The 14,064-nt window shown below is 69.2% G+C and carries 13 protein-coding genes; 5 read left to right on the top strand and 8 right to left on the bottom strand.

Annotated elements, in window-relative coordinates; translation table 11 throughout:
• Positions 1–14 precede the first annotated feature (14 nt).
• The gene (locus tag H074_RS06505; RefSeq protein ID WP_007029229.1) at positions 15–1,493 is read right to left on the bottom strand and encodes a carotenoid oxygenase family protein; all 1,479 of its coding nucleotides are present in this window, start codon (positions 1,491–1,493) and stop codon (positions 15–17) included.
• An 83-nt stretch (positions 1,494–1,576) separates the two neighbouring features.
• Between H074_RS06505 and H074_RS06500 the strand changes: the two genes are divergently transcribed.
• Complete coding sequence (locus tag H074_RS06500; RefSeq protein WP_007029228.1) at positions 1,577–2,296, top strand: TetR/AcrR family transcriptional regulator; 720 nt, start codon at positions 1,577–1,579, stop codon at positions 2,294–2,296.
• Here H074_RS06500 and H074_RS06495 read toward each other — a convergent pair.
• Positions 2,280–2,885, bottom strand: a complete 606-nt coding sequence (locus tag H074_RS06495; RefSeq protein ID WP_007029227.1) for a TetR/AcrR family transcriptional regulator — start codon at positions 2,883–2,885, stop codon at positions 2,280–2,282. The two genes, H074_RS06500 and H074_RS06495, sit on opposite strands and share 17 nt — an antisense overlap.
• Before the next feature lie 89 nt (positions 2,886–2,974).
• On the opposite strand from H074_RS06495, the gene H074_RS06490 reads away from it, so the two are divergent.
• Positions 2,975–3,856 (top strand): alpha/beta fold hydrolase, encoded by an 882-nt coding sequence (locus tag H074_RS06490; protein ID WP_007029226.1) that lies wholly within the window; start codon positions 2,975–2,977, stop codon positions 3,854–3,856.
• Positions 3,857–3,976: 120 nt separating this feature from the next.
• On the opposite strand, the gene H074_RS06485 is transcribed toward H074_RS06490, so the two are convergent.
• Positions 3,977–4,576: a TIGR03086 family metal-binding protein gene (locus tag H074_RS06485; RefSeq protein WP_235096674.1), complete on the bottom strand. Its 600-nt coding sequence runs from the start codon at positions 4,574–4,576 to the stop codon at positions 3,977–3,979.
• A 106-nt stretch (positions 4,577–4,682) separates the two neighbouring features.
• On the opposite strand from H074_RS06485, the gene H074_RS06480 reads away from it, so the two are divergent.
• A complete protein-coding gene (locus H074_RS06480) occupies positions 4,683–5,111 on the top strand; it encodes a MarR family winged helix-turn-helix transcriptional regulator (protein WP_007029224.1) in 429 nt (142 codons plus the stop codon).
• Between the two features lie 162 nt (positions 5,112–5,273).
• Here H074_RS06480 and H074_RS06475 read toward each other — a convergent pair whose 3' ends face one another.
• Positions 5,274–6,389, bottom strand: coding sequence for a DICT sensory domain-containing protein (locus H074_RS06475; RefSeq protein WP_007029223.1), 1,116 nt, complete (start codon positions 6,387–6,389; stop codon positions 5,274–5,276).
• Between the two features lie 145 nt (positions 6,390–6,534).
• Between H074_RS06475 and H074_RS06470 the strand changes: the two genes are divergently transcribed.
• Entirely contained in the window at positions 6,535–9,546 is a 3,012-nt protein-coding gene (locus tag H074_RS06470) for a DEAD/DEAH box helicase (protein ID WP_007029222.1), read from the top strand.
• The gene (locus tag H074_RS06465; protein WP_007029221.1) at positions 9,539–10,240 is read left to right on the top strand and encodes an SWIM zinc finger family protein; all 702 of its coding nucleotides are present in this window, start codon (positions 9,539–9,541) and stop codon (positions 10,238–10,240) included. Before H074_RS06470 ends, H074_RS06465 begins: the two co-directional genes overlap by 8 nt.
• On the opposite strand, the gene H074_RS06460 is transcribed toward H074_RS06465, so the two are convergent.
• Genes H074_RS06460 through H074_RS06445 form a run of 4 tightly spaced genes read right to left on the bottom strand, consistent with a single transcriptional unit; the run spans position 10,231 to position 14,058 of the window.
• Positions 10,231–11,010 (bottom strand): enoyl-CoA hydratase, encoded by a 780-nt coding sequence (locus H074_RS06460; RefSeq protein ID WP_007029220.1) that lies wholly within the window; start codon positions 11,008–11,010, stop codon positions 10,231–10,233. The two genes, H074_RS06465 and H074_RS06460, sit on opposite strands and share 10 nt — an antisense overlap.
• Positions 11,007–11,891: a 3-hydroxyisobutyrate dehydrogenase gene (gene mmsB / locus H074_RS06455; RefSeq protein WP_007029219.1), complete on the bottom strand. Its 885-nt coding sequence runs from the start codon at positions 11,889–11,891 to the stop codon at positions 11,007–11,009. Before mmsB ends, H074_RS06460 begins: the two co-directional genes overlap by 4 nt.
• The gene (locus tag H074_RS06450) at positions 11,888–12,922 is read right to left on the bottom strand and encodes an enoyl-CoA hydratase/isomerase family protein (RefSeq protein WP_007029218.1); all 1,035 of its coding nucleotides are present in this window, start codon (positions 12,920–12,922) and stop codon (positions 11,888–11,890) included. Before H074_RS06450 ends, mmsB begins: the two co-directional genes overlap by 4 nt.
• The gene (locus H074_RS06445) at positions 12,919–14,058 is read right to left on the bottom strand and encodes an acyl-CoA dehydrogenase family protein (RefSeq protein ID WP_007029217.1); all 1,140 of its coding nucleotides are present in this window, start codon (positions 14,056–14,058) and stop codon (positions 12,919–12,921) included. Before H074_RS06445 ends, H074_RS06450 begins: the two co-directional genes overlap by 4 nt.
• Between the last annotated feature and the right edge of the window lie 6 nt (positions 14,059–14,064).

The raw sequence follows: 14,064 nt of genomic DNA, 5'->3' as shown, positions 1-14,064 counted from the left end.
GACCACCCGATCGGTCAGTCGGCGACCCAGCTTCCATGGAAGCCCAGCGGCACCGGCCTCGGCAGGTGGATGCGTGCCAGCGGCTTCGCGGTGAAGTCTTGCGCCGCGAGGATCACCAGGTCAGAGGCGTTGCGGTCAGGGTTGTTCACGTAGGCGAGGGCATAACCGTCATCCTCGGACTTGCTGCGGGACGACGGCACGAACACCGCTTCGCTCGCGTCGGCGCCCCGGCCGAAGCGGTGCACCTCCGAGCGTCCGCTCCGCAAGTCGTGCTTGATCAGCGCGTTGCCGAAAGAGCCGGAAGGCTTGTCCAGGTAGACGTCGAACAATTCGCCGGGGGAGGCCGAATAGCCGTACCTGTGCCGCCGTGACACCAGACTTTCGTTGAGCCGTGGGAACTCCTGCGGCCGGTCGTCGAGAACACGGCGCCGGACCCGCCCCTGCGCGAGATCGATCGTCCAGCGCTCCAGCACGGGCGGACCTGACGCCGACGGGCCGCCGAAGCCCTGTTTACCGGCCACCTCGAACGGGGCCGGCATCGTGGTCAGGTCGACCACCACGGTGGAGCCCTGCTCGTAGGCGTTGAGCGTGTGCGAGTAGAACACCGGATCCACCCCGAACCAGCGGACGGGGCCGCCGTCGCGTTTCATCACCCCCACCCTGGCCGGGTGCTCCGTGTTCCATTTGTAGGGCACCACCTTGCCGGGCTGTGGATCGAAGGTGACAGGCACGTCGAAGACGACCACGTAATTCTCGGTGAGCCCGAAGTCGTGCATCATCGGGCTGTCGGTGACCGGGATCCGGGTGGTCCGCACCACGCGGCCGGTCCGGTCGACCATCAGATGCCGCACGTGGTCCCAGGTCGGGTGATAGGTCACCGCGTGCAGTTCGTCGGCACGGGCGTCGAACTTGGTATGCGCGGTGTAGGAGCCCTCCAGCGAACCGCTGAAATCGAACGGCCCCAACGTGTTCAGTTCGCCGTCGAGTTCGTACGGCGGGGCGCCGGACTCCTGCAGGGTGAGGATGCGGCCGTGGTGGCTGATGACGTGCGTGTTCGGCGCGAAGTCCTCGGCGGGCACCGGCCACGGATACCGCTCGCCGAGTTTCGCCGCGACACCGGACGAACGCACCCAGCGGTTGCGGTACCACTCGGCCTTCCCGTCGCGCAGCCGGACGCCGTGCACCATCCCCTCACCCAGCATCCAGTGGTGGGCGCGTGGATCCTCGAGCCCGAGGACGTTCGGCCCGGTCCGCAGGTACCGCCCGCAGAGGTCCTTCGGAATGCGGCCGGTGACCGGCAGGCCGAACGCGGTCACCTCCTCCTTGACCGGCGCGAAAGCACCCTCGACGAAAGGAAAACGCTCCTTCGCGGCGCGGATCGAAGGGGACTGGGCGGCGAAGGCGGACCCTGTGCTCCCGTAGGCCGCGGCGGCTCCGCCGATGGCCAGTGCGGCCGCCCCGCGGAGCACGTTCCGCCTGTTCGGTTCGGTCATGGTCGATCCCCCAACTCAGGAAGTAACTGTGTATGCCATGAACAGTGTATGCCTTTACCGGTTTCGGGTGCAACAATGCCCCGATGGACGACGTCAAGATCGAGTTGCTGCCGCCGGGCACCGCGCTGGCGTGGGGGCACGCCCCGGCGCCCCGGCGGGGACCGAAACCGGGATACAGCCACGAGCAGATCGTCGACGCGGCCATCGCGCAGGCCGACGCGGAGGGTTACGCGGCGCTGTCCATGCCGTCGATCGCCAAACGTCTCGGCATCACCGCGAACGCGCTCTACCGGTATCTGAGCTCCAAAGAGGAACTGCTCGTTCTCGTGGCCGAAGCGGCTTGGGGGCCGCCGCCGGAACCGTCGTCCGGCGATTGGCGCGCCGCGGTCACCGCCTGGGCCCGCGCGCTCCTCGAACGCTGCCGCCGCCACCCGTGGCTGATCGACCTGCCGGTGCGAAGCGCGCCGAGTACGCCGAATCTGCTGGGGTGGCTGGAGAACTTCCTCGAGGGGATGGCGGATTCAGGGCTGAACGCCCAGGACGTGACGCGCTGTGCCGTACTGGTCGACGGGTGGGTTCGCAGTACCGCCTCCTTGCTGCGAGACGTGAACGCGAGCCCGCCTGAACAGGTCCGGGCGTTGAGCGCGTTTCTGGGGCCACGTCTCGAAGGGCGGGGCTACACGCGCGTCGCCGCCGTGATTTCCGGCGAGGCCTATGGTGAAGAAGGCATCGAGGACGCCGACATCGAATTCGGTCTCGGTCGCATCCTGGACGGCATCGAGGCGCTCATCGGTCGCCGCTGAATACTCCGTCGAGCCGATAGTCGACGATCTCCGCCGCCCGTTCCGCGGTGTAGGCGTCGACCAGGATTCCCGTGACGAGGCCGGCGGACATCGTCGCGAGCGCGTCGGCCTCCAGACGGGGGTCGACGCGGGCGGGTACGTCGCCTTTCTCCTGGGCCGCCCGGAGCAGCCCGGTGATCGCGTGGACCAGGTGGGGCAGAAGCGGTTCCTGGTCGGGATCTTGGCTTCCGCGCGTGACGTCGACGGCGAAGTACGCGATCTGGACAGCGGCGAGCATCCGGCCGCGCTCGCCTTCCGGCAAGACCGCGGTGAGATAGGCGCGCACGATGGTGCGCTCGTCCTCGGTCTTCATCGCCTCGCCGATGGTCTTCCCGGCGTTCTCCATGGTCAGTTCGACGATCCGCCGCCAGGCGAAGCCCAGCATCTCTTCCTTGGTGGGGAAGTAGTACTGGACCAGGTTCATCGAGATGCCCGCCTCCGCGGCCACCGCACGCAGCGTGACCGCCTGCAGGCCTCGGCCTGCCGCGATCCGGAAGAGCGCCTCCGCGATCTCACGCCTGCGCTCTTGGTGGTCCACACGTTTCGGCACGCGATCACTCTGCCACGTCGTCGAGTGTTGGCCTCGGCGACCACCCGCTGTTATAGTGCAAGTGCACTATAAAACTTCGAGGAGGTCCGATGCTGGGGGAGTTCATCGACAAGAATGCGGAAGAGCGGTTCTTCGCCACCTATGACGCGATCTTGCGGAAATGGCCGGTTCCTGCCGAGGAGCTGGACATCGAGACGAGATTCGGCCCCACCCGGGTCCGGAGTTGCGGGCCGGAAGAAGGCCCGCCGATCGTGCTGCTTTCCGGTGGGATGGGCACGTCACTGTCCTGGTATCCGCATATCGCCGAACTCGCTGTCCGGCACCGGATCCACGCGGTCGACTCCATCGGCGAACCCGGGCGATCGATCCAGGCCGCGCCGATCGAGTCCACGGAGGACTGCGCGGACTGGCTCGCCGAGGTCGTCGACGGGGTGCTCGCGGGAACCGGTCATGAAAAGGCATACCTCGCCGGTGTTTCGAGAGGCGGTTGGCTGGCTCTGAACCTCGCCTCCCGGACGACCGATCGGATCGCCGGTGTCGTCACCGTCGAAGCCGCGGGATTCGGCGTGATCGGCCGGAGCTTCATCTGGTGGAGCCTCCGCGAAATCTTCCGCTGGTTCCTGCCCAAGTGGTTCCTCCGACTGATGTCGTCAGGAGATCCGGACGTGCGGCACACCGTGCGACCTCTGCTGTTGGCCGCGCTCAAGTACAAGCAGCGTCTCCCGGAGATGCACCTGTTCGGTGATGACGAGTTGTCGTCGATCGACGTACCCACCCGGATCGTCGTCGGCGAACGCAGCGTCATCCATGACGCTCCCGCGGTGGCGGCCCGGCTCGGGTCCTTGAGCCCGCATATCCGCGTCGAGGTCGTGCCCAAGGCCACCCATGGACTTTCCTTGGAGAAGCCCGGCTTGGTCACCGCCCGGATACTCGAGTCGGTGCGGGAACATCACGCCGATGCGACGGAGTGACTCGAGGTCCGTGCTCCACAGGCCGGTCGGGGATCCATTCCTTCACGGTGAACCACGCCTCGTCCCGTGTCACCGGTCGTCACACCGATGCCGGTCGACATCGAGCCGACGGAGCGGTGGTCACTCACGGACGGCCGGCGTGAGATTCATTTGGGGAACCATCCGGTCCGGCCACGACGGGGAGCGGCCCAGCAGGGCGACGATCGTGTCCAAATCGGACGGTCCTGTCGCGTCGACGGCCGGGCCGAACGCGGCGCCCGGTGCGTCCCGGCTCTTCCCGTTCGGGATCGCCTTGGCGAACCCCAGTCCGGCGTCGAGTACCTCTTTCTGGAACTCGACCGGCAGGCCGAGGGTTTTGGCCACGTCCCAGGAGTGCACCAGGTAGTCCACGAAATGGAACCCGAGAGCCTGCTCCGCGGTGAAGGTGATTTCGGTTGAGAACTCGGGAAGGGCGAACTTCCGGTCGGCGAGGTCGTGGGCGGCGAAGGCGTTCAGCACCCGGTTCACTGAGGCGCGGTAGGTGTCGATGGGGTCGTCGCCCAGTGGGAGCAGTCGCCAATGGTCGGGATGGCTCTCGCCATCGGCCGCGGCGGCGAAGCCGTGGTGCTGGGTGGCCATGTGCGCTAGCAGGCCGTGCAGGGTCCAGGCGCTGCACGGGGTCGGCTTGGCCAGATCCGCGGGGGTGATCTTGGTGACGAGGTCCAGGCTGGTCCGGGTCACGATGGCATCCAGGATGCGAAGGTTATCGATAGGCATACGCATATCATCTACAGATGCTTACGAGTTCGTCAACCGGTTCCGGGAGGCCGGTCGGTATGGTCTGCGCATGGCGGAGCAGGGGAGGCCGGATCTCGCGGCGATGCTCGGCGGGCTGATGCGACGGCTGATGAACGCCGAGACACCGGTGCTGGCCGAGCACGGGTTGACTATGTGGGGTTACGTGGTGCTGAGCGCCCTCGACGACGGGCCCGTCCGCACGCAGGCCGCGCTCGCCAAGGCGATCGGCGCGGACAAGACCCGGATCATCGGCACCCTCGACACCCTCCAGGAGGACGGGCTGATCACCCGCGAGCCGGATCCGAAGGACCGCCGGGTCCGGCTGTTGGGGATCACCGAGGCCGGCCGCGCGGCGCGGAGGTCGGCTCAAGCCCGGATTCAGGAGCAGGAGGAACGGCTGCTAGACCACCTGTCCGTCGCCGACCGCAAGGCGTTCCTCAAGGCCGCGCGCGTGCTTTCCGAAGCGCGGTGGCCGTGAGTCAACGCCCCGGAACGTCCTTCATCCCAGTTTCTGCATGACCATTCCGGCAGGGTAGTCCGACGGCGACCGGCGCCACCACGCGCTGAATGCCTTGGCCGGCCGTCGCGGCACCTCGACCTGCGCGCCATCCCCGTGACGGTTTCCGCCGGAATGACCGTATCAGTGGAACCAGGTCGAACCGTTGCCGCTCGGCGCCGGGAGCATGCCGTGACTGGGCGGCCACAACACCGTCGACGGCACCTGCTTCAGCTGTCCGCGCAGGGAATGCACGGGCAGCGGCCGTCTCCGGGTGAGCATGGTGGTCGTCCGCGGGTGCAGATCCACGAACGGGTAGGTCGCGTGGAGGGCGCCGAGCCGCCGTTCGAGACGGAGGCTGCGTTCGGTCAGATCTGCGGCTTCCAATGCGGGTTGGACGAGCAGGAATTCGTCGGTGCCGAGCCGGACGGCCTTGTCCAGCGGGCGCAGATCCTCGCGGATCAGATCCGCGATGTTCTGTTCGGTGTGCATCCTGACCCGGTTGCCGTGGCGCCTGCCGACCTCGGCGAGGTCGTCGACGGTGATCAGGATCAGACCGAGCGGGACGGTGTCGGTCGACGCGCCCAGCCAGCCGGAGATCCCGGCCATGGTCGCCAGTCCGGTGTCGGGATCGGTCGCGAGTGCCGGTTCCTCCGGTTTGGCCGGCGCTCGCCGTTCCAGCCGCCCGGCGAGGTGACGCAGGGCCGCTTCCGCGCGGTTCTCCACCGGCGCCGCCGCGGGGGTCGTCACGCTGTTCAGGACCTCGTCGATCTTGATCCGCGCGGTGGGCGGCAGGCGATCGCCGAGCGCGTCGCGCAGGCGGACGACCTCGGCGTAGGCCTCGTCGCGGCGGAAACCCCAGCGGCCTTGGAACCGCCGTGCCGCTTCGACGGTGGACGCGGACGGGTCGACGTCGTCGAGGTCCTGGGCGACGACCGAACCGCCGAAGGTCGGGGTGAGCACCGCGACCGACCATTCGCGGGCGAGGCTCTCATCGGCGCGCAGCAGGACCGGCGTCACGCCGTGCGGCAGGTCCGGGCGTCCCGAATCGACCATCCCGACGACGGTGACGGCCGCGCGGCGGGCGATCCTGGCGTAGACCTCGCGTTCCCGTTCGAAGTAGGGCAGCCGCTGGAAGAGCGCGACCACGACCATGTTCTCGTCGGTGCCTTCGGCGAGCGCGGCCCGCTCCACGACGTGGGAAGCGATCACGAGCGCGCGTTTCGACAGCACGCCGGCGCGTGCTCCTCCGTCGGTCATCGAATGGTCGCTTCCGTGTGGGGACGAACTGATAAGGCTAGAAGAGCAAACGATCTTCGCCTAGCTACACGATGGTGTGACCCTCGCTGACCGGACGCTGATCGGTCCCGGGCATGCTGGGGGAACAGACCGCGGAGGGGAGAACATGTCGTCACTCGTCGTGCACGGCCTGTGGTCCCGTGGCCGTGGGATCGTGCTCTGGGGCGAACACGGTGACCGCCCGGCGACGACGTCGATGCGGCCGTCGAGCGCGGTCCGGCCGCATCCGTTCGCCGCGTCGGTCGCGCACCTGACCGCCCTGCATCCCGGCAAGCCGGCGTCGGCCGTCCTGGTGCTGCCGTCGCGGCGCGGCGGTCCGGTCGCCTCGCCCGAACTGGGCGCTCGGGGCCGTCCGCAGCAGGAACCGACATTGGAACCCTGGTCGGTACCGGCGCTCTTGATCGACCCCTCGGAGCTGGGGGACTTGGCCGACACGGTCAGCTACGGCACTTCCGTCCGCCACCTCCGAGCCGTCGTCCGGCTGGCGGACGACCTGGTGCGCCGCGGCCGGGTGCTTCCCACGCTCGTGCGGGACGAGATCGTGGCGCGGGCGCGCTGGCGGCCGGTGGCCCGGGGCGGCGACGCGGTCACGCTCCGGGCGCTGATCGCGGCCACCCCGCCGGTGGGCCGGGCCGAACACCCCGGACCGGATCCGGCGGCGCTCGTCACCGACGCGCTCCACACGCTGGTCGACGCCGCGGTCCGCGATCGCCTGGCCGCCGCCGGACATGCCACGGAAAGCGACGGGCGCGAAGGCCCGTTCGGGTCGTGGCTCCATGCGCTGAAGAGCGCCGACGACCGGATCGGCCAGGCGCCGGGCCGCATGGGGATCGTCGCCGAGGGCATCGCCGCCTGGGACGCGATCGGCGACACGGACCTCACCGAGGGCACCGTCTGCTTCAGACTCGACGAGGTTCCCACCTTGCACGGCCCGGCCGACGACCCGGACGACCAGACCGGCGACGGGACCAAGTGGCAGCTGCGGTTCCTCCTGCGCTCCGCGGCCGATCCCAGCCTCCTGCTCCCGGCCGAGGACGTCTGGTCCGGCAAGGCGGGAGCGAAGTTCACGGACCCCGAAGGCCTGTTCACCGCCGAGCTGGAGCGGGCCGCCGGGGTGCTGCCGCTGCTCGGCCCCGCGGTCGAGGCCGAGAAACCGGGTGTCTACGACCTCACCGTCGGCGAAACCGTGGAATTCCTCGACGGCGGCGCGGAACAGCTGATCGCGGCCGGGTTCGACGTCCAGCTCCCGGCGAGCTGGGGCGGCAGGCGGAAGCTCGCGCTCAAGCTGTCCGTCCGCGGCGCGCCCGTCGATCAGGCCGCCGTGCACCGGCTCGGCCGCCACCAGCTCGCCTCCTACCGCTGGGCGCTCGCCGTCGGGGAGGACGCGCTGACCGACGAGGAACTCGCCGGGCTCGCCGCCGCGAAGTCGTCGCTGGTCCGGTTGCGCGGCCGCTGGGTGAGCGTGGACCCCGAACTGCTGCGCGCCGGTCTCGAGTACCTCCGCCGCGACCCGGACCGCGAGAAACCACCGCTGCCCACCCCAGCGGACCTCCTTGCCCTGCTCCACGGGTTCGACGACACGCCGCTCCCGGTCACCGAGGTCACGACCGACGGCTGGATCGACGACTTCCTCGCCGGACGGGTCCAGCGCACGATCGAACCGATCGAGACGCCGCCGGCGTTCGTGGCGACCCTGCGGCCCTACCAGAGCCGCGGTGTCGCGTGGCTTTCGTTCATGACGTCGATCGGGCTCGGGGCCTGCCTCGCCGACGACATGGGACTCGGCAAGACCGTCCAGCTTCTCGCGCTCGAAACGATCGAGCGAGCACAGGACGACAGGGAACCGACATTGCTCGTCTGCCCGATGTCGCTGCTCGGGACGTGGCAGCGCGAAGCGGCCAAGTTCGCGCCGGAGCTGCGCGTCCACCTCCATCACGGTGCCGATCGAGAGCACGGCGCGCGGCTGGCCGCGCGGATCGAGGGCGCGGATCTCGTCGTCACCACCTACTCGACCGCCGCGCGCGACGCAGACGAACTCGCGGGCATCCGGTGGCATCGGCTCGTGCTCGACGAGGCTCAGGCGGTCAAGAACCAGAACACCGGGCCCGCGCAGGCCCTGCGCCGCATCCCCGCCGGGCACCGGATCGCGCTGACCGGTACGCCGGTGGAGAACCGGCTCGCCGACCTGTGGTCGCTTTCGGACCTGCTCAACCCCGGCGTCCTCGGTGGCAGGCAGGAGTTCCGTGAGCGGTTCGAGGTGCCCATCGAGCGCCGGGGCGACCTGGCCGCGGCCACCGAGCTGCGCCGGCTGACCCGGCCGTTCCTGTTGCGGCGCCTCAAAACCGATCCCACCGTGCTCGCGGATCTGCCCGAGAAGATCGAGATCCTGCAGGAATACCGCCTCACCCGCGAACAGGTGACGCTGTACCGCGCGACCGTGGACGAGATGATGACCAAGATCGCCGACAGCGCCGGGGTCAAACGGCGCGGCAACATCCTCGCCGCGATCACCAAGCTCAAGCAGATCTGCAACCATCCCGCCCATCTGCTGCACGACGGTTCGCCGATCGGGCATCGCTCCGGCAAGGTCAACCGGCTCGAAGAACTCCTGGCGGAGATCCTGGAATCGGGCGACCGCGCGCTGTGCTTCACCCAGTTCGCCGAGTTCGGTCACCTGCTCGTGCCGCATCTTTCGCACAGGCTGAACGCGAAGATCGCGTTCCTGCACGGAGGCCTTCCGCAGCGGCGCCGCGACTCGATCGTCGAGCACTTCCAATCGGGCGAGGGCCCGCCGATCCTGCTCGCGTCGTTGAAGACCGGGGGAGCGGGACTGACGCTCACCGCGGCCACCCACGTCCTGCATCTCGACCGGTGGTGGAATCCCGCGGTCGAGGAACAGGCCACCGACCGTGCCTTCCGCATCGGCCAGCGGCGCAGCGTCCAGGTGCGGAAGTTCGTCTGCCCCGGCACCATCGAGGAGCGGATCGACGCCGTCATCACCAAGAAGGAGGCACTGGCCGACCTCGTCGTCACCGACGGGGAGGACTGGCTCACGGAGCTGTCCACCGATTCGCTGCGCGAAGTCTTCACACTCGGGCGGGAGGCGGCCGATGGCTGAGGGATTCCGCCGGGCACTCGACGAGCTCGGTGTCCACAGAGGACTTGTGCCGCCTTGCCGGGTCGACACGCTCACGATCGGGCCCGGCGCCGCCGTCGCCCGGGTCCGGGTCACCCGGCAACGGTTCCACGAAGTCCGCATCGGCCTGCCGACGTTCGGCAAGCAGGTGTGGACGGCGGTCACCGCCGCCGTCGTCGCGGACGAGGCCATGAAGACAGCCTTGCTCGACGGCCGGGTCCCGGACGGCATCGATCGCTTCTTCGCCGCCGAGCAGGTGCCGTTGTTCCCCGAGGCGGCGTGGGAACTCTCGCTGGACTGCACCTGTCCCGGCACACGGGTTCCCTGCGATCACCTCGTCGCGGGACTGATCGCGCTCGAGGACGAGGCGGACCCGTTCGCGATCTTCACGCTCCGCGGGCGCGACCGCACGGCCTTGCTCGAAGACATCGGACGGCAGGCGGGCGCCCGGGTGACGGCCCCGTCGTCGGAAGCCGAGACGCCCGGGCTCGACGAGGTAATGGACGACTTCTTCGGCTGGGGCCCGGCCGGGGACGTCACGAACACGAGACGACCACCGGCCGGGGACCCGCTGGGACTGCTCGACGAGGTCCCGCCGCTGAAGGCCACTGTGGACGGAACCTCGGTCACCGCCCTGCTGCGGCCGCTCTACCGGGCGATCACCGGTCAGGAGTGAAGGAACTTCGGCTCGCGTTTCCCGGTGAACGCGGCCATGCCCTCCTTCTGGTCCTGGGTGGCGAAGGTGCCGTGGAACAGGCGCCGTTCGAACCGCAGGCCGTCGGCCAGACCGGACTCGAAGGCCTGGTTGACGGCTTCCTTGACCATCATGGCCGCGGGACGGGACATACTCGCGATCTTCGCCGCGACCGCGAGCGCGTCGTCGAGCAGGCTCTCGGTGGGCACGACGCGGGAGACCAGTCCCGACCGCTCGGCTTCGGCGGCGTCGATCATGCGGCCGGTGAGGCACAGGTCCATCGCCTTGGCCTTGCCGATCGCGCGGGTCAGCCGCTGGGAGCCGCCCATGCCGGGGATGACGCCGAGGGTGATCTCCGGCTGGCCGAATTTGGCGTTCTCGGCCGCGATCAGGACGTCGCACATCATGGCGAGTTCGCAGCCGCCGCCGAGGGCGTAGCCGGAGACCGCCGCGATCAGCGGGACACGGACCCGCGAAAGCGCGTCCCAGCCGGCGAACCAGTCGGCGGCGTAGACGTCGCTGAACGACTGAGGCTGCATCTCTTTGATGTCCGCACCCGCCGCGAAGGCCTTGGCCGAACCGGTGAGCACGATCGCGCCGACGCCGGGATCCTGGCCGAGTTCGCCCGCGGCGCCGGTGATCTCCCGCATGGCCAGCAGATTCAGCGCGTTGAGCGCCTTGGGCCGGTTCAGGGTGATCAGGGCGACGCGATCGGCGGGCCGCTCGACGGTGATGGTCTCGTATTCGCTCATGCGCTTTCCTTGCTGAGGAGGCCGTCGCGGACGGCGGTGATGATGGCGGAGAAGTCACGGCCGGGGCCGTCACGTTCGACGAACGCCGCGTAGAGTTCCGCGGCTCTCGTGCCGAGCAGGGTGGCGACGTCGTTGTCCCGGGCCGCCGATTCGGCCAGGCGCAGGTCTTTCAGCATCAGGCCACTGGCGAATCCGCCGCTGTAGCCGCGGTTGGCAGGGCTGGCCGGGACGGGACCGGGCACCGGACAGTTGGTGGTCAGTGCCCAGCACTGCCCGGACGCGGTCGAGGCGACGTCGAACAGGGCCTGATGGGTGAGGCCGAGTTCCTCGCCGAGGGCGAACGCCTCCGAGACGGCGATCATCGACACGCCGAGGATCATGTTGTTGCAGATCTTCGCGGCCTGACCGGCGCCGGACGAGCCGCAGTGGATCGCCCTGGCACCCATGATGCCCAGGAACGGCTCGGCGGTGACGAACGCCTGCGAGTCGCCGCCGACCATGAACGTCAGCGTCCCGGCTTCGGCGCCGACCACCCCACCGGACACCGGGGCGTCGAGGGCTCGATGACCGGCCGCGATGACGAGCTCGGCCGACCGCCGCGCGTCGGCGACGTCGATGGTGGAGCAGTCGACGAACAGCGTCCCGGGGCGGACGGACGGCAGGATCTCCCGATAGCAGTCGAGGACGTGCCGTCCGCTGGGCAGCATCGTGATGACGACGTCCGCCGCCGCGACGGCCGCGCTCGCGCTGTCGAACCTGGCCACACCCTCGGATCGCGCGGCGGGAGCCGGGTCGTGGCCATGGACGGTCTCACCGGCTTCGACCAGGTTGGCGGCCATCGGGCCGCCCATGTTGCCGAGGCCGAGGAAGGCGATGGTCATCGGCCCACCCCGTTCCATTCGGCTTGCCCGAGATCGGTGAAGTAAGCGTCGACGAGTTCGCCGTCCACTTCGGACAGCGTGGCGGGGGACCACTTCGGGGAACGGTCCTTGTCGATGATCTGCGCCCGGATGCCCTCGACGAACTCGGCGGACGCGAGCGCGTGGGCCGCGATCCGGTATTCCTGCGCCAGCACGGTTTCCAGATCGGACATCACCGCCGCGGACCGGAGTGCCCGCAGGGTCACCTTCAACGCGGTCGGCGACTTCGCCTCGATCTCCTTGGCGGCGGTGGCGGCCGCGTCACCCCCGGCGTGGAGCCGGGCCAAGATCTCTTCGACGGTGTCCGCCGCGTAGCAGTGGTCGATCCAGTCCGCGTCCTTCGCCAGCGCGCTCGGCGGCGCGGGCTCGGCGATCAGCTCCAGCGCGGCGTCCGGGGTCCGGGAAGCGAGCGCGTCGAGCAGGTCCGGGATTCGTTCGCTGGGCACGAAATGATCGGCGAGCCCGCAGTGGATCGCGTCAGGGCCCGAGATGGAACCGGCGGTGAGCGCGATATGTGTCCCGAGTTCGCCGGGCGTCCGCGACAACAGGTATGTGCCGCCGACGTCCGGGACGAAGCCGATACCGGTCTCGGGCATGCCGACGCGGGAGCGTTCGGTGACGATCCGGTGGCTGCCGTGCGCGGAGACGCCGACCCCGCCGCCCATCACGAGTCCGTCCATGAGCGCGAGGTACGGCTTGGGGTAGCGCGAGATGAGCGCGTTGAGCCGGTACTCGTCGGCCCAGAACCGCAGGGACGCGGTGCCGCCGCCGCGGGCGTCGTCGTAGATGGCGCGGATGTCGCCGCCCGCGCAGAGTCCGCGATCGCCGGCACCGTCGATCAGCACGGCGCGGACACCCGGGTCGGCGCGCCACGCTTCGAGGTGTTCGAGCATGGCGAGGACCATCTCGTGGTTCAGCGAGTTCAGCGCACGCGGCCGGTTCAGCGTGATCCGGCCGATTCCACTGTGGACGAGAAACTGGACGTCGTTCACGAGGCCTCCTGCAGCATCCGGCGCGAGATGATCACGCGCATGATTTCATTGGTCCCTTCGAGGATTTGGTGCACCCGCAGGTCGCGGACGATCTTCTCCAGTCCGTACTCGGCGAGGTAGCCGTAGCCGCCGTGCAGTTGCAGCGCCTGGTTGGCCACCTCGAACCCGGTGTCGGTGCAGAACCGCTTGGCCATCGCCGACAGCTGGGTCGCGGCGTCCTCGCCTTGGTCGAGCGCGTCCGCGGCCCGCCAGAGCAGGGTGCGGGCGGCTTCGAGATCGGTGCGCATGTCGGCCAGCCGGAACTGCAAGGCCTGCTTCTCCGACAGCTTCTCACCGAACGCCGAACGCTCCGACAGATGCCGGACGGCCATGCCGAGCGCGGCCTCCGCGCCGCCGAGGGAGCAGGCCGAGATGTTGAGCCTGCCACCGTCCAAAGCGGACATGGCGACCCGGAATCCGTCACCCTCGCCACCGAGCAGCGCGGACGTCGGCACTCGGACGCCCTCGAAGATCACCTGCCGGGTGGGCTGGGCGTTCCAGCCCATCTTGATCTCGTTGGGGCCGAAGGAGACACCCGGCGTGTCCCGTTCGACGATGAACGCCGAGATGCCCCGGGCGCCGGGGCCGCCGGTGCGGGCGAGTACGACGTGAACGTCCGAAGTGCCCGCGCCGGAGATGAACTGCTTGACCCCGTCGAGCACGTACTCGTCGTCCTCTCGGCGGGCGCGAGTGGAGAGCGCCGCCGCGTCGGATCCCGCGTCCGGTTCGGTGAGGCAGTAGCTGCCGAAAGTGTCCATAGTGGACAGCCGTGGCAGGTACCGGTGCCGTTGGACGTCGTCGCCGAACTTGTCGATCATGGTGGCGACCATGTTGTGGATGGAGATGTACGCGGCCAGCGACGGGCAACCGGTGGCGAGCGCCTCGAAGACGAGAACGCCGTCGAGCCGCCCGAGCGCGGAACCGCCGAGGTCCTCGGGCAGGTAGATGCCGCCCATGCCCAGCTGGGCGGCCTTGCGCAGAACATCGACCGGGAAGTGTTTGGCCTGGTCCCATTCGATCGCGTGCGGCGCGAGGTGTTCCGCCGCGAATTCCGCGGCGGTCTCGCGCAGGGCCCGCTGTTCGTCGGTGAGTCTCATCGCGGC

It is taken from the genome of Amycolatopsis decaplanina DSM 44594, assembly GCF_000342005.1.
Taxonomy (GTDB): domain Bacteria; phylum Actinomycetota; class Actinomycetes; order Mycobacteriales; family Pseudonocardiaceae; genus Amycolatopsis; species Amycolatopsis decaplanina.
Note: the sequence above shows the minus strand (reverse complement) of the source record. Positions and strands in the feature narration are given on the sequence as shown.

Bases quoted from the DNA above. Each gene is read 5' to 3' on its own strand.
- mmsB (WP_007029219.1), bottom strand. From the start codon at position 11,891: ATGACCATCGCCTTCCTCGGCCTCGGCAACATGGGCGGCCCGATGGCC.
- H074_RS06460 (WP_007029220.1), bottom strand. From the start codon at position 11,010: ATGAGCGAATACGAGACCATCACCGTCGAGCGGCCCGCCGATCGCGTC.
- H074_RS06470 (WP_007029222.1), top strand. From the start codon at position 6,535: ATGTCGTCACTCGTCGTGCACGGCCTGTGGTCCCGTGGCCGTGGGATC.
- H074_RS06500 (WP_007029228.1), top strand. From the start codon at position 1,577: ATGGACGACGTCAAGATCGAGTTGCTGCCGCCGGGCACCGCGCTGGCG.
- H074_RS06465 (WP_007029221.1), top strand. From the start codon at position 9,539: ATGGCTGAGGGATTCCGCCGGGCACTCGACGAGCTCGGTGTCCACAGA.
- H074_RS06505 (WP_007029229.1), bottom strand. From the start codon at position 1,493: ATGACCGAACCGAACAGGCGGAACGTGCTCCGCGGGGCGGCCGCACTG.
- H074_RS06445 (WP_007029217.1), bottom strand. From the start codon at position 14,058: ATGAGACTCACCGACGAACAGCGGGCCCTGCGCGAGACCGCCGCGGAA.
- H074_RS06480 (WP_007029224.1), top strand. From the start codon at position 4,683: ATGGCGGAGCAGGGGAGGCCGGATCTCGCGGCGATGCTCGGCGGGCTG.
- H074_RS06490 (WP_007029226.1), top strand. From the start codon at position 2,975: ATGCTGGGGGAGTTCATCGACAAGAATGCGGAAGAGCGGTTCTTCGCC.
- H074_RS06475 (WP_007029223.1), bottom strand. From the start codon at position 6,389: ATGACCGACGGAGGAGCACGCGCCGGCGTGCTGTCGAAACGCGCGCTC.